21 protein-coding genes, 1 tRNA gene and 1 pseudogene are annotated in these 20860 nt (G+C 49.1%); 8 read left to right on the forward strand and 15 right to left on the reverse strand.

Features of this window, described 5'->3' with window-relative positions; translation table 11 throughout:
- The first annotated feature begins 1 nt into the window (after position 1).
- Together cobO and PsAD5_RS12735 are read left to right on the forward strand one after the other, a co-directional pair.
- Positions 2–631, forward strand: coding sequence for a cob(I)yrinic acid a,c-diamide adenosyltransferase (cobO, locus tag PsAD5_RS12730; RefSeq protein WP_063289152.1), 630 nt, complete (start codon positions 2–4; stop codon positions 629–631).
- 42 nt (positions 632–673) lie between these two features.
- Positions 674–2116 carry a cobyric acid synthase gene (locus PsAD5_RS12735; RefSeq protein ID WP_063289151.1) on the forward strand — a complete coding sequence of 481 codons (1443 nt, stop codon included), beginning with the start codon at positions 674–676 and terminating at the stop codon, positions 2114–2116.
- On the opposite strand, the gene cbiB is transcribed toward PsAD5_RS12735, so the two are convergent.
- The 4 genes from cbiB to PsAD5_RS12755 all read right to left on the reverse strand — a co-directional run bounded on the left by cbiB (position 2109) and on the right by PsAD5_RS12755 (position 6303).
- Positions 2109–3077, reverse strand: coding sequence for an adenosylcobinamide-phosphate synthase CbiB (cbiB, locus tag PsAD5_RS12740; protein WP_063292383.1), 969 nt, complete (start codon positions 3075–3077; stop codon positions 2109–2111). The genes PsAD5_RS12735 and cbiB overlap by 8 nt on opposite strands.
- A complete protein-coding gene (gene cobD, locus PsAD5_RS12745; protein WP_063292384.1) occupies positions 3064–4086 on the reverse strand; it encodes a threonine-phosphate decarboxylase CobD in 1023 nt (340 codons plus the stop codon). The genes cbiB and cobD overlap by 14 nt, the downstream gene beginning before the upstream one ends.
- An 85-nt stretch (positions 4087–4171) precedes the next feature.
- Positions 4172–5341, reverse strand: a complete 1170-nt coding sequence (locus PsAD5_RS12750) for an alkane 1-monooxygenase (RefSeq protein ID WP_063292385.1) — start codon at positions 5339–5341, stop codon at positions 4172–4174.
- 119 nt (positions 5342–5460) lie between these two features.
- On the reverse strand, positions 5461–6303 hold the full coding sequence (locus PsAD5_RS12755; protein WP_063292386.1) for a hypothetical protein: 843 nt from the start codon (positions 6301–6303) through the stop codon (positions 5461–5463).
- Positions 6304–6483: 180 nt separating this feature from the next.
- Here PsAD5_RS12755 and PsAD5_RS12760 point away from each other — a divergent pair, with 180 nt between their 5' ends.
- Positions 6484–7467 (forward strand): phytanoyl-CoA dioxygenase family protein, encoded by a 984-nt coding sequence (locus PsAD5_RS12760; RefSeq protein WP_084405969.1) that lies wholly within the window; start codon positions 6484–6486, stop codon positions 7465–7467.
- 87 nt (positions 7468–7554) lie between these two features.
- Here PsAD5_RS12760 and PsAD5_RS12765 read toward each other — a convergent pair.
- The 6 genes and pseudogenes from PsAD5_RS12765 to PsAD5_RS12785 form a co-directional block, all read right to left on the reverse strand.
- A tRNA-Cys gene (locus PsAD5_RS12765) sits at positions 7555–7628 on the reverse strand.
- Between the two features lie 105 nt (positions 7629–7733).
- Positions 7734–8801 (reverse strand): tyrosine-type recombinase/integrase, encoded by a 1068-nt coding sequence (locus tag PsAD5_RS12770; protein ID WP_063292388.1) that lies wholly within the window; start codon positions 8799–8801, stop codon positions 7734–7736.
- Positions 8782–9027 (reverse strand): hypothetical protein, encoded by a 246-nt coding sequence (locus tag PsAD5_RS12775; RefSeq protein WP_063292389.1) that lies wholly within the window; start codon positions 9025–9027, stop codon positions 8782–8784. Before PsAD5_RS12775 ends, PsAD5_RS12770 begins: the two co-directional genes overlap by 20 nt.
- 180 nt (positions 9028–9207) lie before the next feature.
- Positions 9208–9495 (reverse strand): annotated as a pseudogene (locus PsAD5_RS12780) (DUF2312 domain-containing protein); the annotation flags it as partial.
- Positions 9496–9503: 8 nt separating this feature from the next.
- On the reverse strand, positions 9504–9725 hold the full coding sequence (locus tag PsAD5_RS27850) for a hypothetical protein (RefSeq protein ID WP_153041377.1): 222 nt from the start codon (positions 9723–9725) through the stop codon (positions 9504–9506).
- A gap of 455 nt (positions 9726–10180) precedes the next feature.
- A complete protein-coding gene (locus tag PsAD5_RS12785; RefSeq protein WP_063292390.1) occupies positions 10181–10513 on the reverse strand; it encodes a helix-turn-helix transcriptional regulator in 333 nt (110 codons plus the stop codon).
- Positions 10514–10972: 459 nt separating this feature from the next.
- Between PsAD5_RS12785 and PsAD5_RS12795 the strand changes: the two genes are divergently transcribed.
- Genes PsAD5_RS12795 through PsAD5_RS12805 form a run of 3 tightly spaced genes read left to right on the forward strand, consistent with a single transcriptional unit; the run spans position 10973 to position 13015 of the window.
- Entirely contained in the window at positions 10973–11866 is an 894-nt protein-coding gene (locus tag PsAD5_RS12795) for a helix-turn-helix domain-containing protein (protein WP_063292392.1), read from the forward strand.
- Positions 11863–12528: a hypothetical protein gene (locus PsAD5_RS12800; RefSeq protein ID WP_063292393.1), complete on the forward strand. Its 666-nt coding sequence runs from the start codon at positions 11863–11865 to the stop codon at positions 12526–12528. Before PsAD5_RS12795 ends, PsAD5_RS12800 begins: the two co-directional genes overlap by 4 nt.
- Positions 12515–13015 carry a hypothetical protein gene (locus PsAD5_RS12805; RefSeq protein ID WP_063292394.1) on the forward strand — a complete coding sequence of 167 codons (501 nt, stop codon included), beginning with the start codon at positions 12515–12517 and terminating at the stop codon, positions 13013–13015. The genes PsAD5_RS12800 and PsAD5_RS12805 overlap by 14 nt, the downstream gene beginning before the upstream one ends.
- A 65-nt stretch (positions 13016–13080) precedes the next feature.
- Here the strand turns inward: PsAD5_RS12805 and PsAD5_RS28820 are convergent, their stop codons facing one another.
- The 4 genes from PsAD5_RS28820 to PsAD5_RS12825 are packed head-to-tail and all read right to left on the reverse strand — an operon-like array spanning position 13081 to position 18171.
- Positions 13081–13533 carry a phosphatase domain-containing protein gene (locus PsAD5_RS28820; protein WP_063292395.1) on the reverse strand — a complete coding sequence of 151 codons (453 nt, stop codon included), beginning with the start codon at positions 13531–13533 and terminating at the stop codon, positions 13081–13083.
- Positions 13530–14474: a response regulator gene (locus tag PsAD5_RS12815; RefSeq protein ID WP_063292396.1), complete on the reverse strand. Its 945-nt coding sequence runs from the start codon at positions 14472–14474 to the stop codon at positions 13530–13532. Before PsAD5_RS12815 ends, PsAD5_RS28820 begins: the two co-directional genes overlap by 4 nt.
- The gene (locus tag PsAD5_RS12820) at positions 14471–16918 is read right to left on the reverse strand and encodes an ATP-binding protein (protein ID WP_063292397.1); all 2448 of its coding nucleotides are present in this window, start codon (positions 16916–16918) and stop codon (positions 14471–14473) included. Before PsAD5_RS12820 ends, PsAD5_RS12815 begins: the two co-directional genes overlap by 4 nt.
- 14 nt (positions 16919–16932) lie before the next feature.
- Positions 16933–18171, reverse strand: a complete 1239-nt coding sequence (locus PsAD5_RS12825) for a DNA cytosine methyltransferase (RefSeq protein WP_063292398.1) — start codon at positions 18169–18171, stop codon at positions 16933–16935.
- Positions 18172–18661: 490 nt separating this feature from the next.
- Here PsAD5_RS12825 and PsAD5_RS12830 point away from each other — a divergent pair, with 490 nt between their 5' ends.
- Positions 18662–19288, forward strand: coding sequence for a hypothetical protein (locus PsAD5_RS12830; RefSeq protein WP_063292399.1), 627 nt, complete (start codon positions 18662–18664; stop codon positions 19286–19288).
- A 160-nt stretch (positions 19289–19448) separates the two neighbouring features.
- Positions 19449–20072, forward strand: coding sequence for a DUF1441 family protein (locus tag PsAD5_RS12835; protein WP_063292400.1), 624 nt, complete (start codon positions 19449–19451; stop codon positions 20070–20072).
- Between the two features lie 171 nt (positions 20073–20243).
- On the opposite strand, the gene PsAD5_RS12840 is transcribed toward PsAD5_RS12835, so the two are convergent.
- Positions 20244–20627 (reverse strand): hypothetical protein, encoded by a 384-nt coding sequence (locus PsAD5_RS12840; protein WP_153041378.1) that lies wholly within the window; start codon positions 20625–20627, stop codon positions 20244–20246.
- Between the last annotated feature and the right edge of the window lie 233 nt (positions 20628–20860).

Raw genomic sequence — 20860 nt, forward strand, 5'->3', positions numbered from 1 at the left:
AATGGTTACCAAGGCTGACATGAGTGAAGAAGATCTGGACGCACGCCACGCTGAAAAGATGCGTAAGAAGAAGGCTGCGCGCGATAAGATCATGGCGACTAAGACCATCGAGAAGGGACTGCTGATCGTCCATACCGGCAAGGGGAAAGGCAAATCCACCGCTGGTTTCGGCATGATCTTTCGCAGCCTCGGTCATGGTCATAAAGTGGCTGTCGTACAGTTCGTGAAAGGCCGCCTGGAGACCGGCGAACGCATGGCATTGGATCGCTTCTCTGATCTCGTCACCATCAAACGCATGGGCGAAGGCTTTACATGGGAAACTCAGGATCGCCAGCGAGATATCACAGCTGCACACGCTGCCTGGGATGCGGCAAAGGAGCTGATCAGCTCTCGTGAACATAAGATGGTTTTGCTGGATGAGCTGAACATTGTATTGCGTTACGAATACATACCTCTTGAAGAGGTTGTTGCGTACCTGCGTGATGAAAAACCTGAGGATGTTCATGTGGTTATCACAGGTCGGAATGCGAAGGACGAGTTGATTGAGATTGCTGATCTTGTGACTGAGATGGGCCAGATCAAGCATCCATTCCGCTCTGGCGTGAAGCCGCAGGAAGGCATTGAGTTTTAAGTTGTGACGTCATCCGTTTCGCAGAAAAGAAAGCCAGCCCTGATGATACAGGGCACTGGCTCTAACGTTGGTAAGAGCGTGCTTGTTGCCGGACTGGCGCGTGCTTTCACGCGGCGTGGTCTTTCCGTTCAGCCGTTCAAACCGCAGAACATGTCTAACAACGCTGCTGTCACGGCTGACGGTGGAGAGATTGGGCGCGCTCAAGCCTTACAGGCACGAGGCGCAAATGTTGCGTTGAGCGTGCATATGAACCCTGTGCTTTTGAAACCTGAAAGCGACAGTGGGTCTCAGGTGATTGTGCAGGGCAAACGGTTTGGTACGTTGCGCGGGGCGGAGTTTGGTCGGCAAAAAGGCACGCTTATCCAGTACGTTATGGAGAGTTTTGCTGAAGTTGAGTCAATGGCTGATCTGGTTCTGGTTGAGGGAGCCGGCTCGCCGGCTGAGATCAATCTGCGCTCCGGTGACATTGCCAATATGGGCTTTGCCGAGGCAGCAGATGTACCGGTTGTACTGTGTGGAGATATTGATCGCGGCGGCGTCATTGCCTCGTTGGTCGGAACGCATGCTGTGCTGGAAAGTGGTGAAGTAAAACGCATAAAGTCGTTTTTAATCAATAAGTTTAGGGGTGAACCCTCACTGTTTGATTCAGGTGTAACGGCTATTGAGGACAAAACCGGATGGCCCTGCAATGGCGTGGTGCCATGGTTTGCGCAAGTGATGGACCTGCCTGCGGAAGATGCGCTGGACCTGTCTGAGAGCACCAGTCGCGGTAAGTTGAAGGTTGTGGTTCCTGTCATCAGCCGAATTGCGAATTTTGATGATCTTGACCCACTTCGCATGGAAGCGGATGTTTCGCTGGAGTTTGTGCTCCCGGGTGAGGTGCTGCCAGCTGATGCGGATGTGGTTTTGCTGCCGGGGACCAAGTCCACCATCGGTGATATTGCCTTCTTCCGCGCTCAGGGGTGGGACATTGATCTTTACGGTCATGTCCGCCGCGGTGGGCAAGTGCTGGGGATTTGTGGCGGCTACCAGATGCTTGGCAAAACTATCGCGGATCCTGAAGGCATTGAAGGTGATGCTGGCACCGTTGACGGGCTTGGTTTGCTGGATGTTGAAACGGTTTTGACAGCCCATAAGGAAACCACGGAGAAGACCGGGTTGCATGTCCCGAGTGGTGAGAGTGTCACAGGTTATGAGATCCATGTGGGGCGGACGTCTGGCCCGGATTGTGAACGTCCCTTTGTTGACCTTGGAGACCACGTGGATGGTGCGATCTCGAAAACCGGCCAGATTTCAGGGTGTTATATGCATGGCGTCTTTGGCTCAGATGCGTTTCGTGCAGCATTCCTGAAAGGGTTTGGGGCTGTTTCTCAATTGGGATACGAGCACCGCGTGGAACGGGCGCTGGATGCGCTGGCGGATCATCTGGAGCAGCATCTTGATCTGGATGCGCTTTGGGAAATTGCTCAAAGCCGCATTAGATAACTAAAATTGCTGCGATCAGGAGTGCTAGGAGGACGCTGGAAATTGCCATCAGTTTCAGCGCACAATCAATATCATCTGCATCCGCTATTTTGCGTCCTTCTGCGTTCATGAAGGGATCTTCAATACGGTATTCAGCATACTGCCGTGGGCCTGCTAGAGCTATTCCGAGCGCCCCTGCCATAGCAGCTTCGGGCCAGCCTGCGTTGGGTGAACGGTGTTTTTTTGCTTCCCTAAGGATGGTGGAGAGTGCTGTTTTATAAGCTCTGCCGGAAATGAGCGCTGCGAGCACGATCAGCAGACCGGACAGGCGAGAGGCTGGTAGATTGATCAAGTCGTCAAACCGTGCTGAGGCCCAGCCAAAGTCCTCATAGGTTTCGTTTTTATGGCCGATCATGCTGTCAGCTGTGTTGACGGCTTTGTAAATGAACAGCCCAGGCAGGCCCAAAACGGCAAACCAGAAGATGGGCGCGACCACACCATCTGAAAAGTTCTCCGAGCATGATTCTATGGCTGCTCTGCTGACGCCAGCTTCATCCAGATATTCAGGATTACGGCCAACGATCATGGAGACTTGCTTGCGGGCCTCGGTAAGGCCGGAGTTTCGCAGGGCATCTCGCACTCTTGCCACGTGTTGGTAGAGGCTTTTTTGTGCGATCAAGGTCATGCTGATCAGCGCGACCAGAATGCCACCAAATGGCAGGAAATCGAGCAGATACTGGAGTGCAAGTCCAGCAAAGCCGGCGCTGCTGATCAATAAGACAAGCGTTAGAATGCCATTGGTTTTGCGAGCTGAGCGTTGGTGCACGAGTTTGTTGTAGTTGTGATCCATGTAGGAGATCAGCTTGCCAATCAAAGTGACTGGATGCGGCAGTCTGGACCACAGCCAGTTTGGGTCGCCAATGATTGCATCCAGAAGAATGGCAAGTAGTACGACCCAGAGTGTGTTTTCAAAGAGCAGCATGATTTTCAACCGATCGCACTACACTTTCGAAAGCTTGCGTAAATCGCTTTCGGGCGGCTTGAGATGCAGGCAATCCAAGGCGTAACCAGCTTTCGCTGTAATCGAACACGCGTGTCCAGATTTTCTCTTTCGCCAGTGCTGTGTGGAGCTGGTGAGCAGAAGGATGATCAATCAACAGATAGAGATTGGTGTGGCCTATGACTGATGTACCATGGTCTTGAAATGTCGCTCTGAAGATGGCCATTTCCGTTTTCAAAAACGCACGCATTTCGTCTTGCCAGTTCAGATCCGACAGAGCGGCGCAGCCTACATCCAATGCGGGGCCCGACACCGCCCAACTGCCCAACTGGTTCTGTAGTTTGGTTGTGATTGCTTTGGGACCAACAAGAAACCCTAGGCGCAAACCTGCGAGGCCGAAGAATTTGCCGAAACTGCGCAGGACCAGAATTGGAAGGTTATTAAGCTCAGGAATGATCGAGGTTTCTGGATAAAGATCCATGTAGGCTTCGTCGATGATCAGATAGCCGCCGCCTTTTCTCCTCTTAACTGCAAGTTCCAGAAGTTCGGTTTTTGAGAAAAGATGACCATCCGGATTATTTGGGTTCACAAGCAAGAGGTGGTCAGTCGCAGCGGTATGGGCTTCTTGAGCGGAAATGCATTGAACGGTCGCACCAGCAGCTCTCCAGCTTTCTTCGTGGGAAGCATAGGTTGGACCGACAATTGCGATTGAAGAACTGGCACCCAGTAGATGCGGAAGTGCGGTGATTATTGCCTGAGTGCCGGGTGTTGCTGTGATGCCTGAGTGCGGCGCGACCTGATAAGCCTTTCGTGCAGCTTCAATCAGCGCGACTTCGGCTCTTTCGCTTGGCAGCTCTGCCAGACCGCGGAACGTGATGTGTTCTGCTGCTGGATAGGCAACAGGATTGATGCCGGTGGAAAGGTCCAGCCAGTCGCTGATCTCGCCGCCAAACTCAGCAATTGCCTTTGAAAGATCGCCACCATGTTGCATTGGTCTAACCCCGCTTCAAAACTTGATTCTGTTTTAGCGGGGCGACTGTGTGATTGCCATGAAATGCAGTGGTATTCTGCGTGTTTCAACAGATGTTCGGCGCAGAGTATGCAACAGGTTCATACCCATCAACGCGATTGACCTTGTTGATGTCTCCGCCAGCCCATTCCAGAACTTTGGGGTCCATTGTTTTGAACCACAGTGAAGGGATGGCCGCCAGTGCGAAGCAGCCGGGATATCCGCTGGGAAGGCTGGGTAAGTCCGGGAAGTTTCGCAGGGTTTGATAGGGGCGCAGCGGATTGGCGTGGTGGTCTGAATGGCGCTGCAGGTGGAACGTGCTCAGGTTTGAGAAGATGTGGTTTGTGTTCCATGAGTGGCGCGGCTGGCAGCGCTCGTATCTGCCATTCTTGTCCTTTTGGCGCAGAAGGCCATAGTGTTCCACATAGTTTGCCTGCGTCAGGCCATACCAAGCAACCACGCTTTGAATTGCCAGTAATAACAGAACCTTCCAGCCAAACAGGGCGGTGCAAATGCCAAAGACAATCAGGGTGATGGCGTAGCCTTGCAAGATATCGTTTTTCGCTGAGAAGGTGCTGAGGCCTTTCTTGTGCAAGCGCTCCTTTTCGTTTTGCCAGCCTCTGACGAACGCGCCGGGGATCTCGCGCCAAGCGAAGGCGTAGATGCTTTCTCCCATGCGGGAGCTGGCGGGATCTTCTGGCGTTGCCACATACACGTGGTGGCCGCGATTGTGCTCAATGCAAAAATGACCGTAGCCGACAACTGCGAGGGCAAACTTGGCCAGTAACTGATCTGTCTTGTTGGTTTTGTGGCCGAGCTCATGGGCAAGCATGATGGTGCCAGAGCCGAACAAGCCTTTGCCAAAGGCAAACAGAGCAATCAGCCAGAGAGGGAGGTCATAGGTGCCAACAAGCCATACGCCTGCAAAAAGGTTGATCCACGAATATGGAACCAGCCAGCGCACAAGCCGGCTGTAATAAGGATCTTCTGCCATCTGGATCAACACATCATCAGGCGGATTATACTGGTCTTCGCCGATTAGAGCGTCCAGACCGGGAATGACGATGAAGAAGTAAACGAGGGGAATGAACAGAGTTGCTGTGACGTGCGTGTAGGCATAAAGCGCGACTGTGATGAGCGTGACACTGCTGCTGGCATAAGCAATTAGCCAGTAATATCGCTTTGCGTCCCTGAATGTTTTGAGTGTGCCCGTCTCATCTTGCGTTTTGAAAACCATCGCTCCCTCCCAGATGCTTGGTTTACCTAAGGGTAATCTAGCAGCTATTTAGGTCAAGTGAAACTCTGTTGTTTCGGGGTGTTTGTTCTGCATGCAACAACAAAGGGCTGCTCATTCGCTCATGAGGCAGGTTCTTTTTCGGTTTCCGGTGCGAGGATGCCTTCCATCGGCAAGGTTTTAACCCATGTTTTGTAACGCTTTTCCAGCTCGTCATAGTTCTCTTCGCACCCTATTCTGAAATCGGGGAAACTGGGGCCGCGTGTCCATGCACCCCGTTCTGATCCCTTCAACATCCAGCCATTGCCGGAATGAAGGAAGAGCGTTGTGCTGAGGTTGAGGGCTTTGAACAGTTTGCGCGTAACCACGCCATGCTTTTGCAGCAAAATATCAAGCTTGATGGCTTTGATTTTCCACGGTGTCAGCTTGATGGGCGAGGGCTTGCCAGCTGCAACAATTGGAATGATTTCAGGGAGTTCCAGTCGTTCGGAGGGATAAAACTCTTTGAAGTTTCCTGCTGGGGATGCGCGATCTGGATTGGGGAGTTTGGGCCGATACCAACTGACGGTACTTGGGCTTTTAGAGATTTCGCTTTCAATCTCAATGATCTGCAGAGATAGTATGTTGCAAACCGGTTGAAAGTCGAGATTGGAGCCTTTTGGAATCAGGATTGCTCGGCAATCCGGCCCGGGTTTGTCGCAGTGATAGGCGGTTTCTGCAGATTGAGAGATGACTTTTGCGTTGAGGCGCAACTTGGCCTCGATGCCAACCTGAAACCCATCTTTCTTCCTGACAAGCAGAATATCCCAGTTGCCCCACTCCGGGTAGGCGACCCACTCTTCGGGAAGCTTGTTGATGAAATGGGTGCACATGTCGCTTTCGGAGGCAAACTCGGCTTTGCGACGCCTTTTTTTGCGGCGTTTGGGAGCTGAGCGCTTAGTTGGTTGATCAAGTGTATCGCTCATCGGAAATTGCCCTTTAAATCATCAGTGCTGCAATAGCCTGCTTGATGAGTTTAAATGGCAAATGGACACAGGAATACGTAGTGTGTTTGTTACTGCACAGGTTCTGGCCGTTTTGTCAGAGGAGTGGGGGCTCGTGTGTTGCGAATTTTAAAAAGTCCTATCTGGGCTCTTGATGCCTTGATGGGACAAAAGTCATTTAAGAAAAATCCGATTATCGGAAGTCGCTGGTTAAATGAGCGTGGGTTTTATCTGAAGCGTGTGGCGTGGGCTGAAAAAATGGCTGCACTGCGCCGTCGTCAGATGGTGCGCTTTCTGCCAGAGGAAGATAAAGCGTTTTTTCATCGTAATGGATACGTAGTGAAAGAGAATTTCCTCTCCAAGGATGTTTTTGCGCAAGTTCAGGATGAGATTGCCACGAATGCGTTTGCCGCAAGTGAAATGCGGCAGGGGAAAACGGTGACGCGGTTCATTGGGTTGCCGCCTTCGGTGCTGAAAGACCTACCGGGTTTGAGCAGGGCAGTTCGCGATCCTTATTTGCAAAATGCGATGCGCTATGTGGCGTCTTACAATGCGGATCCCATTGTGTTTTTGCATGCCGTTTTGTGGGATTTGGAAAAAACGAGGAAAGACCCGCAAACTGATTTTCATATGGATACATTCCACGCCACATCGAAAGCGTGGTTGTTTTTGCGCGATGTTGATGTTGCTGATGGACCTTTTCATTACGTGCCGGGGTCTCATCGTTATACGCCGGAGCGGACTGCCTGGGAGTTTGAACAGAGCTTGAATGCGGTTCAGCATCCAGATGGCATGCATGCAGCGGGTTCTTTTCGAGCCAGTGAGGAAGATATTTTGAGGATGGGATATGGTGAACCCGTCTGCTTTGATGTGCCGGCAAACTCACTGGTGATTGCTGATACGCATGGGTTCCACCGCCGCGGGATTGCAACGCGCCCAGGTGCTCGTGTCGGCCTTTTCGCAGATTTGCGCCGATCACCTTACTTCCCATGGCCTGGGTTAGACTTGCGCTCACTGCCGGGTGTAAAAGGGCGTCAGTCGGAAATTTATACGGGTTATCTGAATTTCAGGAGCAAGCTGACAGGAAAACCGAGCCATCACCGGGAGATTGGTCGCGTAAAAATAGACGCGCCACCGGTGTTGTAAAACGTGAGGCAAGACTGATTGCAAGGCGCAATTCTTCTAGGCCCCAAAGGCGAAAAGATTTTTACTATCAATGCAAAGGAAGAAAAATGGAGGCCTCTGCCGGAATCGAACCGGCGTACACGGATTTGCAATCCGCTGCGTCACCACTCCGCCAAGAGGCCAACAGTATGGTGTGGAACGGCTTTTCTGATATTTGGGGCGGATAGTCAAGCCAGTTAGGCAACTTTCTCAGATGTGTTAGGCAAAAGCTGTTCATAAACCGTTCTCTAGGAGAGAGTTCTACGTACCCTTGAAGCGAATTTTTCAACACTCTTGCCTCTGCCATAGTGCTTACCCATAGACGTTGATTTATCGCCAATGGCTTGGGCAACATCTTCATCTGAAAATCCATGATCTTTCAGGTCGCTGGCATAGGTTACGCGCAAACCGTGCAATGTGAGATCTGATCCAGTGGGGCAGGTGTCTTTGAAGACCGGCTTTGCTTTGAAGTCCTGCCAGGCCTTGCGCATGGCGTTCTCTGACGGGTAGGGCTTGCCTCTGGAGTTCTTACAGATGGTGAGGGTTGATTTATCTTCTGCGTTCAGCACGTCCTGCAGGGGTGGCAAGACGTAGAAGAGGCAATCAACCTTGTTCTTTTTGGCGGTGTAGGTGATGGAGTAGCCTTCTGCCTGCGATCCTTGCAGATTGTCCCATCTGAGCGAGGCTATGTCTTGCCCTCTGGCTCCTGTCCACCTTGCCAATGCCAGGACTGGCTTTAGGTGCTTTGGGATGATCTCAAAGATTGTCTCAAACTCTGCTTCTTTCCATCTTCGGTTGGCGTTTGCTGAGTTTTTGTATTTTCGGCTGATGCCCCTGACCGGGTTGAGCTTCAAGCCTGCATAGCCGTATTCGACACCTACGGAAAAGGCGGCTGACAGCATGGCGAGTACATCGTTTGAGAATTTGGGGTATTTGTCTTCGGCGGCTTTGTCACGGGTGATTGCCATGTCTGAGGGGGCAACCGTTATCAGAGGGGCTTTGAGAACATTCTTCTCTCTCAGCCAGTCTATGACCCTCTGGTAGTCTGATTGTGTGCGTGGGGAGAGTTTGGTCCAGCGGTCTTTGGTTTGATAATATTCTATCAACCCGCCAAGGGTGCCGAAGCCTTTGTCCTTTGGAGCGTCTACCAGCTTTGTATAGCGCTTGAGGATCTCAGGTGTTGAGAGGTGGCTTTGAAGGGCGTCTCTGGACCCTTCAAAGCCTTTTACAAGTGCTTTCCGGTTGCTGCGAATGTAAACATACCATCTGCCATTGCGTGCATACGCCGATAAGCCTTTAAGCCGCACTTTGGTCATCCCACATACCACCGTTTGAGGTTAAAGGATCCGTGTGAGGATACTTTAGTGAATGCGCCCATTGCTCAAGATCAGGCACATAATAGCGCTCTTCGCCCTTTGTCTCCGGGATAACGGCGGGCATGAGCCTGTGATCGGTAGACCGTAGACGCTTGAAGAGGGTTACAGAAACCCCAAGCATCTCTGCTGCTGTCTTCTGATTTACCAAAATGTGCTGGTTAGGCATGCTGAGTTGCTCCCGCTGTTTTGGGGCTTAGCTGTCTTCAGTGGCGAGCAGAGTGGTTTGCATTTGCCAGCCGGTGGCCCATTGGGTGTGCCTTGGGTCATCTGTGAGGAACGGGTTATCTGTTGCGACCTTGCCCGCGCTGGCGTCATCGATGCCTTGCTGCTCTGCAATCGTGTACTCACCAGCCATGCCCATGGCGTGCAGGTAAAGATCCAGCATGGATTGCTGTTCTTCACGCTCATGCGGCTTCTGTTTCCGCAGTTTGAGAAGCAGGCGCATGGTTGGAACATCAAACCCGTTGCCTTTGGCTTCTGTGAAGACGTCCTTGATGTCGTCTGCAATGCCCTTTTTGTCAGTTTCCAGGCGTTCGATGCGATCCACAAAGCTACGCAACTGATCGGCTGCAATGCCGCCAGCGTTGGAGTTGGGCTGCGCGGCTTCGTCTTGTTTCTTCTTCCGAGGTGCCATGTTGAACCTCACTGAGTTGGAGCTATAGACAGGGCGCGGTTTGCCCCGCTGGAAAAGCGGATTGCGATGATTTGCGCAAGTTCGCCGCGTTCACTCAAAGGGAGAGGTGCAGCCTCAACCAATCGTTCGAGGCTGAATATTTCTGGCTGCAATAAGCTGTAGTAGCTGGAAAGACTGTGTGGGCTATTCGGCTTTACGTCCGTTTCTCCCAAGTCAGGTAAAACATGCATCGCCTATTCCTTTCGCAATAGATAGCTTTGGGACTTGTTGTGTGGGGAACTGGCCGTTGTTTTTATGCGGCTTTACTTCTTCGTATTCTAGAAAGTGTCACTCATCGTAAATCTAATAAATTTAGAATGTCAATATACATGTCTAAATAAATTAGAAAATGACCAAGTATGCTTGGCTATATCTGGGAGAGAGGTTAGTGAAGTTGGGTGCCAGAAAGTGATGTGCCTAAAATGGGTAGGCAATGCACGCGCAACATGCTTTTATGCGGAATGCAATTAATTGGTCAGCAGCTGATACAAAGCTACCAGTGTCTCACTTCAGACATGTTTCGGCAGAAACATGGTGAGCACATTGGACAATATAAGAAGAGCAATGATGGAATTTTGATTGGTGGAAACGAGTAGATAGTTCAGGAGGTGGTCATGGATGAAGATCGGCGATACAAGTTGTTGTTTTATGGGGCTTGTAGATCACCGCTGTCATTTGACTTACTCGAGTTGCTGTCACGCAATATGGATGAAAGCTCGTTAGCCATCCTGGTCGGTAATGCATCAATGTTGCCACAGTATATAAAATCTAGCGATATTCCGTATCTCTCGCGCAGCTTAAGTGCTCCCTGAATTGAAATGCGAAAATCACCACTTTGCCATTGGCTCATGGATTTTTGCTGTACGCCAGCTGACTCTGAAAACTCTTTTTGTGACATGCCTACATATGTTTCAACCGCACGAAGGCGAGTTGCGATATCCGCAAAAGGTCCAGAAATATTTTTAAGCTTTTTCGTCATGAGCTTAGACTAACACATTCTACATTTCTTAGACCATCGCTCAGATCACATATTGACGCATTCTAAATTAATTAGAATACTCTTGGTATGACTACAGCTAGGATGATCGCGCAGAAACTGGGAAGAGACAAATTGCAAAGTGCTCTCGGGGTTAAGTCGGGCGCTGTAAGCGCTGCCGTTGTGCGAGGGCAATTTCCTGCTTCGTGGTTTCATGAGATGGAACAGTTGGCGCTTGTCGCCAATATGGAACTGCCACGCCATCTCTTCAATTGGAGACGTGGCAACGGGAGACGGAAAGCTATGGGACCGTGACCGCCACAAGCCGCTAGGGCTGTTCTGAGGGTATAGTTACAAGTCACCTTGTTAGCTTCAATCCCTTTGTAATCAGAGCGCGTATTCCGCCACTGATTTTCTAGTTCTCACTTTTCCAATTGTCCGCACTGCTCAGGAGGTCGTAAAATGCCTAAGCCTGTTAACCGTCCCCGTTTGTCTATTATTCCTGCTGGTGTTTTTGAAGATACGCGCCTGAAACCAAGGGATATTCAGGTTCTGGGCGTGTTGTGCTGTTCTACCGATGGCAATGGCGTGACCTATCGCAGTCAGGTGAAGATTGCCCGGCAGTTGGAGATTGCACGCTCTACAGTGCAAAAATCCATTGGCAACCTTGTGCGCTATGGCTGGCTTAAAGTGATGCGGGGTGTGCGTGCTGATGGTGGTGACTGCTCCCATACTTATCGGGTGGAGAACAAGCGAAAGCGCCAGGACGGGCAGGGGGATCTTTTAGAAGAGGCTCCCCCGGATACTCATGTGAATGACAGGCAGGGGGTGCCATCCAATAAGCGGCAGTCCCTGCCACCCCAGATCGGCACCTATAAGAACGAGTCCTTAAAACCTAAAGAAGAAGAAGACAAAGCGGCTGCGAGTGGGTCTTTATGCGAAAATGCTTCCACTCAACCTTCCAGCTCACCAACCGCAGATAAGGCCGGGCAGAGGTTTGTTGAGGGCTGTAGTCGGTTTTTGAAATCACTAGGGCTTGATGCCACCACAGCGCAGGTGCGGGGCGGCCTAAACCCGGTTTGGGGCTGGTTGATCCATGGGTGCGATCTTGAAATGGATGTAAAACCCACAATTACCCATGTTTTGGGGCGTGCGCCGGAGCAACCGCGCAGCCTCAACTACTTCACCCGCGCCATTCTTGCGGCCAAACGCAGCCGCGAAGAGCTGGGCAAGATTGAAGGCCGGTTTATCCCTGATGGCAGCAAGGCCAAAGCAGCGAGGGCGCGAGATCTGGACAGATCAGCAGAGCGCTGCCGGGCGGCGATTACCAAAGTGTTTGGTGAGGGGTATGCATGAGCGCGGCCGCACAGACAAAATCAGCCAATGACCTCATAGCGCAGCACTTTTTGAGTACGCTGGGCGGCACTTTCAAAAAGGTGCCAGGCAGCAACGAGGAAGCCTATTTCACCTCTTTGCGAGAGAAGCTTAGCGGGTTTTCAGAGGAGGTGCTGAAAGCCGGAGCGGATGCGTTGGTGCTGGCTGCAAAAAGCACTGTTTGGCCGTTTGTTGGAGAGTGCGTGAAAGCCTGCACTGAGGCGCAACGGCAGTTGGAAGGCACACCTGAGCCCAGCCTGCAGGTGGGCGGCTATCCATGGCCTGAGCATGTGGCCATCAAGATAATGGTGGGAGCGAATGCAGACACTGCGCTTTCCGCCTGCCTTGCTGGCTGGCAAGCGGATCTGGTGGACTTTGTGCGCCGGGAAAAGCGCATGCCGGATATGGCGGAAACTGAGATTCTTGTGGTGGCCACAATGGAGCGCAACCGGCGCGTGGCCGGGCAGGTGAAGTCTGCTCTGGATGTGCTGCGCGGGGAAACCACACGGGAGCTGGCAGCACTTCCGCCAAACCATCCAATTCAGTTGATGGCAGATACTTTTGAGCGGCGGCGTGAACGGCTGGCGGGCCTGATTGCCAAGGAAGTTTTACGACATGGGGAGATGCAGGATGTTGAGCTCTAAGAATACAGATCCACTTCGCTTGCGCGGCACCAAGAAAGAGCAAAAACAGGAAGTGCTGCGCCGGGCAAAGTATCAACGCGGGCAGGCGCTGGAATGGCTTTACAACAACAAACACATCACCAAACTGCAATACCTGGCGGGTTGCAAAATCCGGGCGTTGTATGCTGAGTGTGAGGGGCAGGCCAGCTCCATCGACTTCACCCAGCCCCGCGTAGATTGCAGCCGCAAAGTGCGCGACTGGCTTCTTGTCTCCACCACAGACGCAAACAGAACCCTAGAGCGGATAGCAGCCCTCTTGGGGCCTGATCAATCTCAGGCAGTGTTCGCCATCGCCGGGCAGGGGCTTTCCATCACAGAGGCGGCGATAGGGTTTGAGGAGAACGAAGCCAAGCGGGAGGCGGGAACGCCGAGTAGGGCGACACGCGATTATGTTTCTCGTCTAGCCCGGAATGGGTTGGGGCATGTGGCGGGGGAGGTTGATACATAGTTGCCGAAAGAGTTTATTGTTTGGCTGCTTCAAGCTAGAATGGAATTTAGTTTAGAGTAAGTTATCTAAAAATCACCCTCCGCACATTGTAGACATGTAATCCCGTTACGCCGCCACATGTCGACAACTTGTTTGCGATCATCGACGACGAAGGCGATCCTTTTCCCCTCTGACAGGAGCATATTCAGGATCTCTTGTTTAACGAGATAGTCGGCACGGTTGTCGTGTTCCTGCCGCATTATCAATCGCGAGAAGGGTATGCTGTTCCACGTTAGCCAAGTTTCAGTAAGTTTCCTGCTTTCTTCACCTCGACCACTAACGAGGATCAAATCGTATTGGTTACTGTCCCACAGGGTTTTGTAGAGGTCTACCATAGGCTTGCTGGGCGTATCATCGCCCATCAAGTCATTAAATCTCTTCCAGTCAGACTTCGGAGGGGTAACCAAGGGTCTCCGGTGGTTAATGTCAGCAAGAGTGCCATCTATATCGAAGAGGATAGTAGATCCATAATTAATCAATTATCGAGTTTTCCATCTGTGATGAGACCTAACATTTTGGAGAGTTCAGCTTCTTGTTCAATCATCATTCGTCTTAAAGCTGAGAATGAACTGTCATCGTACTTTACATTATCATGCCCCACAAATACGGTTAACCCTTTTTGATTAACTGCTTTTGCGTGCCCTAAACGGTTCCGATGTTGGAGCAATTCTTCGTAAGCTTGAATGTTTGTTCTTACGGGCCCGACAAGCTCACATTTTGATTTGTGTTTTACAATGCTATTCAAAACGTGAAAACGAGCGCGCGAAGGAAAGTCGTGATCCTTTAAAATCTTGCCAATATCATCAGTTTTACTAAGGTTAGCTATCTTTTTTTCCAAGCTCTTTTTAATTTTCTCTAATTTTTCCAATGCCTTAGCGGTCAGAGCGCTTTTATTTTCGCCTTCTAGTTGGTTCCAGCGTGTTTCAATCGAGGAAATTACTATTTGGTCACAGTCTGCAACTGATGCCATTGCAATTCCACGCATATTGTTTACATCAAGTACTTTCTTGATAGTCCTGCTCACAATTTTAAGTATATCATCCTCAAACTGCTTACTACTTCGGTTGAGGCAATAAACACCATCTGACATTCCGTTTTTAAAGATAGCGCTTCGAAGTTCGTTGACAGGTTTATTGGAATAGAAAATAATATCAGTAAAGTAATTGTACTTTTGACGAATTTCTTTAATTAACTCATCACCATTAATCTTGTCACCATTTGTTGCCTTAAGATCGTAATCCATCAGAATTAAGTCAAATCTACTATCACCAGCTAACTTTGCTACTTGGGTGCCATTCAATTCGTTTTGAACTTCTAATCTAAAACCCAAATCAGAAAGTTCCATCCCCAAATTCTCTTCTACTGGTTTCAACCACTTAGGTTTGTCTTCAAACCATAGGATAGAATAATCCAAATTCATCTTGTAAACTCCAATCGAAATTTAATTGCACGTCCATCACCCATGACTGCATCAATTCGACCATTTAATTCGTTTTCCATCAAATCTCGGGCGTGGAACAAGCCCAAACCAGAGCCCGTAGTTGTAGTATAACCTTTTTCGAAAATAGTATTAATATCTCTAACAAAAGTGTCTAGTCCACTTCCATTGTCTGTTACTTCAACTAATAGTAATTTATCCGAAGGGGTGGTTAGTTTAAAAGTTAGTTTACTTGCGCCCGCTTTGCTGGCGTTGTGAACTAAATTGTCAATTATCACAAATAATTCAATGGGTTTGAATTCTTTAACAAACTCATCTGCATAGTTTATCGTCTCAAATTCCAAGCCAGATCCGGAAAATACCGAACAAATTTTGTTAATGTATTGAGGCATGAACTGAGACAAATCTGCTTTTGTCTCTTCTCCATCGAGGATAAAATTGGCTTTTGTAGCAAAGTTAACTATTGATTGTATTTTCGAGTTGGCTAGCTCAACGCTTTCAATAAAATCTTCGATATCATGTTCTTTGAAAATGTTACGTTTGATCTTATTGCGCGCCAGGATGACGTGCTTAGTGACTTCACTAGAATACGTGCCAACGTGATGATGATAGGCAACCAAGCTATCAAAGTCGTTGGTATCAAGCGCGGTGAAAAAATTTACTCTCTTTTGTGCTTCTATTGCACTCTTCTCAGCAAATTCTCGCTTTTCCTTTTCTTGTTTTGCTTCTTTTTCGGCTAATCTGCGAGCCTTCCTATGAGCCTCAGCCTCAGCAACTGCTTCGCGTCTCTTTCTTTCAATTTCACGATGTTTTTTGTTTGCAACAGCCAACTCTTTCGATAAGGCTTTGTTATCAAGTTTTGCAGCGACCTTCTCAAGGGCGTCCATTGCATCAGAAAAGCTTTGAGAGTTGTCATCGATAATCTTCAGAAAATTTTCAGAATACCTCTCAATGTTAATGTCTTTACTTTTCGTAATGTTCGCTACTGTGCTAATTATTCTTGCGCGGGCGTTATCTGATTGCATACCAGAAAGATCGAGGCGATCATTGTCCTCTTTGTCGACCCATAGTACACCTGTTACATACCGCTCCAATGGCCGAAGGCACTTTTGAGAAAATAAGTCTTCCAGTTGCGTGTATGCAGGTGTACGGACTAGCCCTGCATCGCGGCTACTAGCTTCCCGGAAATCTTCTTTTTTGCCGTTTTTTATGTTAATTTGACCGATTATTTCTCGGGTTCCTAGAAAACGAGAATAACCTTGTGTTTTTCTCTGATTTAGACCAAAAGTATCGTCGGTTGGTTCGCCTACCGGATACACTCGAAAACCATCATTCAGTAAGAAAATGTGCCCAAACTGCGTAGAAGGTTGCCCCATATATCTGGTAAATACGTTTCGAGCTGCTTTATTTAAAAAATGTATTTCAATGTAAGCGTCTAATCCAAAGAGTTTTTCATACTTATTAACTTCAATATACTCTACGATTAATTCATTTCTATCAAATATTTTACTTCTTATAAGTCGCCCTTTGTCCTCAAGGGTGACTTGAATATTGGTAGTGTGTCGAGAAATGCGATCTAGTACTAGATTCCTAACTTCACCATTGACAACTTCATTATTCTCGCGAGGGATTTGACTCTCTTGGAAGTTGCTTTCGCCGAACTCAGCTATGCTCATTTCTGAGATGAATTCGGTCGTTTCTGCCGCTGCAATAGATTTTTCATCCTGACTTAATTCTTTTTTAGAATGCAGGAAAATATTTAACTCACTGTGAGAGCCGAACGGGTTAACGAGTTTGGCTAGGGACGTTTTTAGTTTTAGAATTTTTGATCTGTCCCATTCAGACCTTACTCCCGTTATTTTAGCTATAGTACCATACTCAAACGGAACGTTGTCGATCAGTGGGAGCTCATTGGGTTCACAAATATCCAAATTGAGCGGGACGTTTTCTATCCGTCGTGAGAGCTTATCTTCGAAGTCGCGCCAATCCACGGATAGGAGTAGCAGTTCATTGTTATCTGTTGAAGCTGACTTCGTAAATAATTCGAGGTGACACCCTAATCGATCACATGAAAAACGGCCAATACCTTTGTTCCCTGCGAAGGCGGAGCGGTTTTTGTCTATGCGGCTACGAAAATCTTCAGGTATACTGTCGAGGTTTCTAATTGCTTTTGCTTCTTGGCCGTCTTGTTTTGCGGAATATCCAAGAAATAACCATTTTCCCAACAACTCATCGCGTGTCATTCCCTTCCCGTTATCGACGATGTAGATTACCTCATCTTCAATAACAACGTCGACGCGAGAAGCTAAAGCGTCAAATGAATTTTTTACTAGCTCGAAGACGGCGACAAAGTCGTTTGTAATAAGGTCTCTTCCGACAATATCTTTTACGCCAGCACTGGTTTTAAAATATACCTGTTCACTCATTTATCTATCTCTACTTAAAGAATATTCTCAAGCTTGCGCAATAGCTCTCCGAGTGCCTCTGCCATCAGGGGAGGAACGGCGTTGCCTACTTGAGTATAGCGAGGACATTCGCTCTTACGTCTTGAGCCTCCGGTTGTGTATTTTCCCTGAAATTCAAACCAATCGGGGAAACTCTGAAGTCGCGCATTCTCGCGAACAGTTAAGATGCGAGGTTCACTATAGTGAAGTAGATCGTCAGGTAACGTTGTCACTGTTCGCGATAGGCGATCTGGATCCAGAGGAGTGAAACATTGCTTTTTCATGCCATATTTTTCACGCATTTCTTTTGAAAGAGATCGGCCTTTTGGGCATGTTCTGAGAACGTCCTGAAAGCGTAATACCGTTTCTGCTCTGTGATTTGGTAGTCGCAGGCTATTAGGGCTTTGTGTCTTTCGAAGTCCTTTTCTCATCAGTTTTTGAAATTGAGAGAGTTCTTCTGGCTGCAGATAGTCTATGCGGTTGAAGCCTTTAGTATCCAGACAGGGGGCAAGGTCGTGTAGGTTGATTTCAAGATCTGAGATTGCTTCTTTGACAGTGATATTATGCCCATTTAGACTACGCTTGTCTCTAAAAGAGGCGCAAAATGCATCGATGTCATCGAAGGGATCTATTTCTGCCTGACTTGTAATCAAGTCTGCACGAACGGCCATGAGAATAAACCTAGCTCGAGGCTGGGGTACTGCGAAGTTCGACGCTTCTAAAATGCGACTGAATACCTGATATCCACCCCACTCAAAACCCATTAAATCCTCTCTGACCTGATCTGCATGAGATTTCTTATTTTCGCCTTTGAATGCAGATGCAAATCCTCTTACGTTTTCAAACAGGAGGAATTTTGGTTGTAGAATATTGACAATTTCTACGTACTCATCCTTGAGTTTATTTCGAGGGTCTTCAGGATTGCGTCTTCCTGCTACAGAGAAACCTTGGCAAGGCGGACCACCAGCGATCAAATCGATGTGCCCTCTCATTGCCTCTAACTCCCTTGGGAATTGATCTAGAAGCTCTCTTGTCGTCATCGCTTCTTGAGGCAGCCACTCAGGCCATTCAAATGTGGTTTTGCGCTTTGAGCAAAGATTATGGGTCAAGGTTTGGAAAGCGTCGCCACTTTTTTCAATCGCGAACACACCTTGCCATCCAGCCTTCATCAACCCAAGTGAAAGCCCTCCGCATCCGGCAAATAGATCTATGAACCGCACTGAAACGTCACCCATGTTCAGGCGTTTGAGATTCGCCTTATAGAAAAATCAAATAGTTAGAGAAAACAACCTAGCTGATTTGTACCCAGTTAGTCAGGTGCATTCTAACAAAAAACTGGAGTTCTCAAACCCCTAAGTTGCAATGCGCAAGCTGGTTCTCGGTAGAATCTGTTGAAGATTCAAACTAGCATGCTGCATAACGGCTTGCTGAGGATAGTTCCAGATGCGCACCTCAAATTATTATCAATCTCCGCATGTTTACTGGAGCGGCAAAGACACTGTAAAATTTGCTTGTGCACAGGCGCTGCAAAAGGGTTCTGAATATTGAATAACTAAATGAGTTGATTGGAATAATTAGGTGACACTGGCACCTGCGGACCACTGACAAAGCTGACGCTCGGTCGCTCTTGCTTGACACATGCTGCACTAATCGGCATGATTCAGCCATGATGAACAAATGCGCTTTCAGGTTGCTGCCTGAGGGCGCTTTTTCGTTGGAGCTGCCATGTTCCGCTATTCCGCGAATTTTGATGATGTTGCCAAAGGACTGACCAAAGCGGAACAGCGGCAGGTACCCTATGCGATCAGCCTGGCGCTGAATGAGACTGCACAGGATATCAAGACCAATAGCGAGAAAGCTTTAAGCAGGCGGCTTGACCGTCCTACACCCTTCACCAAACGCGGCCTTGCATTGAAGCGGGCAAGCAAGCGCAACCTTTCGGCACTGGTCTTCTTCAAGGACAGGCAGGCGGACTATTTGGAGCTGCAGGAAAAGGGTGGAACCAGAAGGCCAAAGCGGAAGGCGCTGGCGGTTCCGTTCTCACAGCGGCTCAACAAGTACGGCAACCTCCCACGGCGCAGTATTGACCGGCTGTTGAAACGCCCGGATGTGTTTCAAGGTGAGATCAATGGGGTTGAGGGGATCTGGCAGCGCCCTAAGCGTGGCAAGCGCCGGGATAGCTCACGAGGCACTAAGGGCCGCACGGGTTTAAAGCTGCTGGTTGCCTATGAGAAAAGCGCAGACTATCAACCGCGCCTGCGGTTTGAAGAAGGTGCTCGAAAGACTGCCGATGCCCGGATGAAACGCAACTTCCGGCGTGCAATGCAGAAGACTCTGAAAACTGCCCGTTAAAACTTGGGGGCGTGTTTCCATATTCTGAAAAGCTTTGGGTCCTTCCTGGGCCTGCCCCGGCCTGCGGGTAGTTCGGAACTGCGGGACTTTGGTCTGTGTGGTGTGCGGGAGTACTTGGTGTTTTCGTTTCTGTTGTTGTTCCAGATGAAAGGGGGCGTGCATGGAGAATGTTGAACGCTATCCGCTCCCTGATGGTGTGGAAGATGTGGTGGTGAATAAGCGCCACCTTGCTGAAGCTTTTAAGAAGAGCCTGCCTACCATTGATCAATGGATTTGCGAGGGGATGCCTTGTGAGAGCAAGGGCACCAATGGGCAGGCTTACGAGTTCCGGTTGTCTGTTTGCTATGCATGGCAGAAAGATAGAGAGGCTGTAGAGGCTGCGGAAGAAGAGAAGATCCAAAGCAATATCCGCCAAATGCAGATGGCTTTGTTGGGTGGTGGGTCTGGCAACTCTGAAATGGCGCTCACGCCAAGGCAGCGCAAGGAACTTTATGAGACTGAGGCGGCCTATAACAAGCTTGCACAATCGCGTGGTGAGCTGATCGCCCGTGCCGATGTGGTGGCGATGCTGGAACGGACTTTCTCAGCGGTTCGCAATGCGGTGAACGGCATGCCTGACCGGTTGTCCCGCGATGTTGGTTTGGATGGTCGCCAGTCAGAGGCGGCGGTTGTGGTTGCTGATGATCTGCTGGCAGAACTTCACCGGGAGCTTTCTGAATTCATGCAGGCTATGAGTGCGGAGGAGGACACTGGACAGACTGCTTTACTCGAGGCGGCGGAGTAGTTGCCTAAAACTAGTTTGATACAAATACAATAACGTTTGCATGTGCTGTGTCTGAGAGCAAGTAATGGATAACTATACTTGCTTATTAAAGGTCTATAATGTTGAAATGTATAGACCTTTAATGTTGGCTAACTTTCAGATTGGTTCTTGGTCTATTGAGCGAATTGTATTTTACTTTCGAGGGAGACAACCTACTCGGCCACTGTCGATTGGAACGTCTGCATGACGCCCTGAGGCGAGAATGTCGAAATGAAAACGGTCAGGCATGAAACCTACTGGCTGGCCTGCCAAAGCTTTGCAGATGAAAAGAGCTCCTTCGGGCTCTGCTTCTTCACATAAGCCACGCATTCTAAAAGCGGTTGAATTTGTGTCATCAAGTACATAGCCGTCAATTTTTGTTGGAATTGGCGCGCCTTCTTCCCAAACTGCCACCACAACTTCTAAAGAATCTTGTGTGTAGGCACAGGCCGATTCGAGTATATCTGATGATATCGCTGCCTTCGGAGTTAGTAAAATAACTGCAGCTAGCATATAAGTGTAAGTAAGCTTATTCATATTGAATGCCTTTGTTTTGTTTTTATTGCCTTACTTAGACGAGAAAGAACGTTATTCGTGAGCGAACAAATAAAGTACCTTATGCTGCGGTGATGCTATGTGGCTCGACCCGTGCAAGTTTCTTGACGGTATTATTACCTGACTAGGTGTTCCCGCCATGCCCTCATTCGACCTTCCGCCCCGTGCGCACGGGTGGCGGCCGCCTGCTTATGCGAGTGCGGCCGGGTGCCTTG

It is taken from the genome of Pseudovibrio sp. Ad5 (assembly GCF_001623095.1).
Lineage (GTDB): Bacteria > Pseudomonadota > Alphaproteobacteria > Rhizobiales > Stappiaceae > Pseudovibrio.

Coding starts and splice junctions, on each gene's coding strand:
- cobO (WP_063289152.1), top strand. CDS start 2: ATGGTTACCAAGGCTGACATGAGTGAAGAAGATCTGGACGCACGCCAC.
- PsAD5_RS12735 (WP_063289151.1), top strand. CDS start 674: ATGATACAGGGCACTGGCTCTAACGTTGGTAAGAGCGTGCTTGTTGCC.
- cbiB (WP_063292383.1), bottom strand. CDS start 3,077: ATGCTGCTCTTTGAAAACACACTCTGGGTCGTACTACTTGCCATTCTT.
- cobD (WP_063292384.1), bottom strand. CDS start 4,086: ATGCAACATGGTGGCGATCTTTCAAAGGCAATTGCTGAGTTTGGCGGC.
- PsAD5_RS12750 (WP_063292385.1), bottom strand. CDS start 5,341: ATGGTTTTCAAAACGCAAGATGAGACGGGCACACTCAAAACATTCAGG.
- PsAD5_RS12755 (WP_063292386.1), bottom strand. CDS start 6,303: ATGAGCGATACACTTGATCAACCAACTAAGCGCTCAGCTCCCAAACGC.
- PsAD5_RS12760 (WP_084405969.1), top strand. CDS start 6,484: ATGGGACAAAAGTCATTTAAGAAAAATCCGATTATCGGAAGTCGCTGG.
- PsAD5_RS12770 (WP_063292388.1), bottom strand. CDS start 8,801: ATGACCAAAGTGCGGCTTAAAGGCTTATCGGCGTATGCACGCAATGGC.
- PsAD5_RS12775 (WP_063292389.1), bottom strand. CDS start 9,027: ATGCCTAACCAGCACATTTTGGTAAATCAGAAGACAGCAGCAGAGATG.
- PsAD5_RS27850 (WP_153041377.1), bottom strand. CDS start 9,725: ATGCATGTTTTACCTGACTTGGGAGAAACGGACGTAAAGCCGAATAGC.
- PsAD5_RS12785 (WP_063292390.1), bottom strand. CDS start 10,513: ATGACGAAAAAGCTTAAAAATATTTCTGGACCTTTTGCGGATATCGCA.
- PsAD5_RS12795 (WP_063292392.1), top strand. CDS start 10,973: ATGCCTAAGCCTGTTAACCGTCCCCGTTTGTCTATTATTCCTGCTGGT.
- PsAD5_RS12800 (WP_063292393.1), top strand. CDS start 11,863: ATGAGCGCGGCCGCACAGACAAAATCAGCCAATGACCTCATAGCGCAG.
- PsAD5_RS12805 (WP_063292394.1), top strand. CDS start 12,515: ATGTTGAGCTCTAAGAATACAGATCCACTTCGCTTGCGCGGCACCAAG.
- PsAD5_RS12815 (WP_063292396.1), bottom strand. CDS start 14,474: ATGAATTTGGATTATTCTATCCTATGGTTTGAAGACAAACCTAAGTGG.
- PsAD5_RS12820 (WP_063292397.1), bottom strand. CDS start 16,918: ATGAGTGAACAGGTATATTTTAAAACCAGTGCTGGCGTAAAAGATATT.
- PsAD5_RS12825 (WP_063292398.1), bottom strand. CDS start 18,171: ATGGGTGACGTTTCAGTGCGGTTCATAGATCTATTTGCCGGATGCGGA.
- PsAD5_RS12830 (WP_063292399.1), top strand. CDS start 18,662: ATGTTCCGCTATTCCGCGAATTTTGATGATGTTGCCAAAGGACTGACC.
- PsAD5_RS12835 (WP_063292400.1), top strand. CDS start 19,449: ATGGAGAATGTTGAACGCTATCCGCTCCCTGATGGTGTGGAAGATGTG.
- PsAD5_RS12840 (WP_153041378.1), bottom strand. CDS start 20,627: ATGAATAAGCTTACTTACACTTATATGCTAGCTGCAGTTATTTTACTA.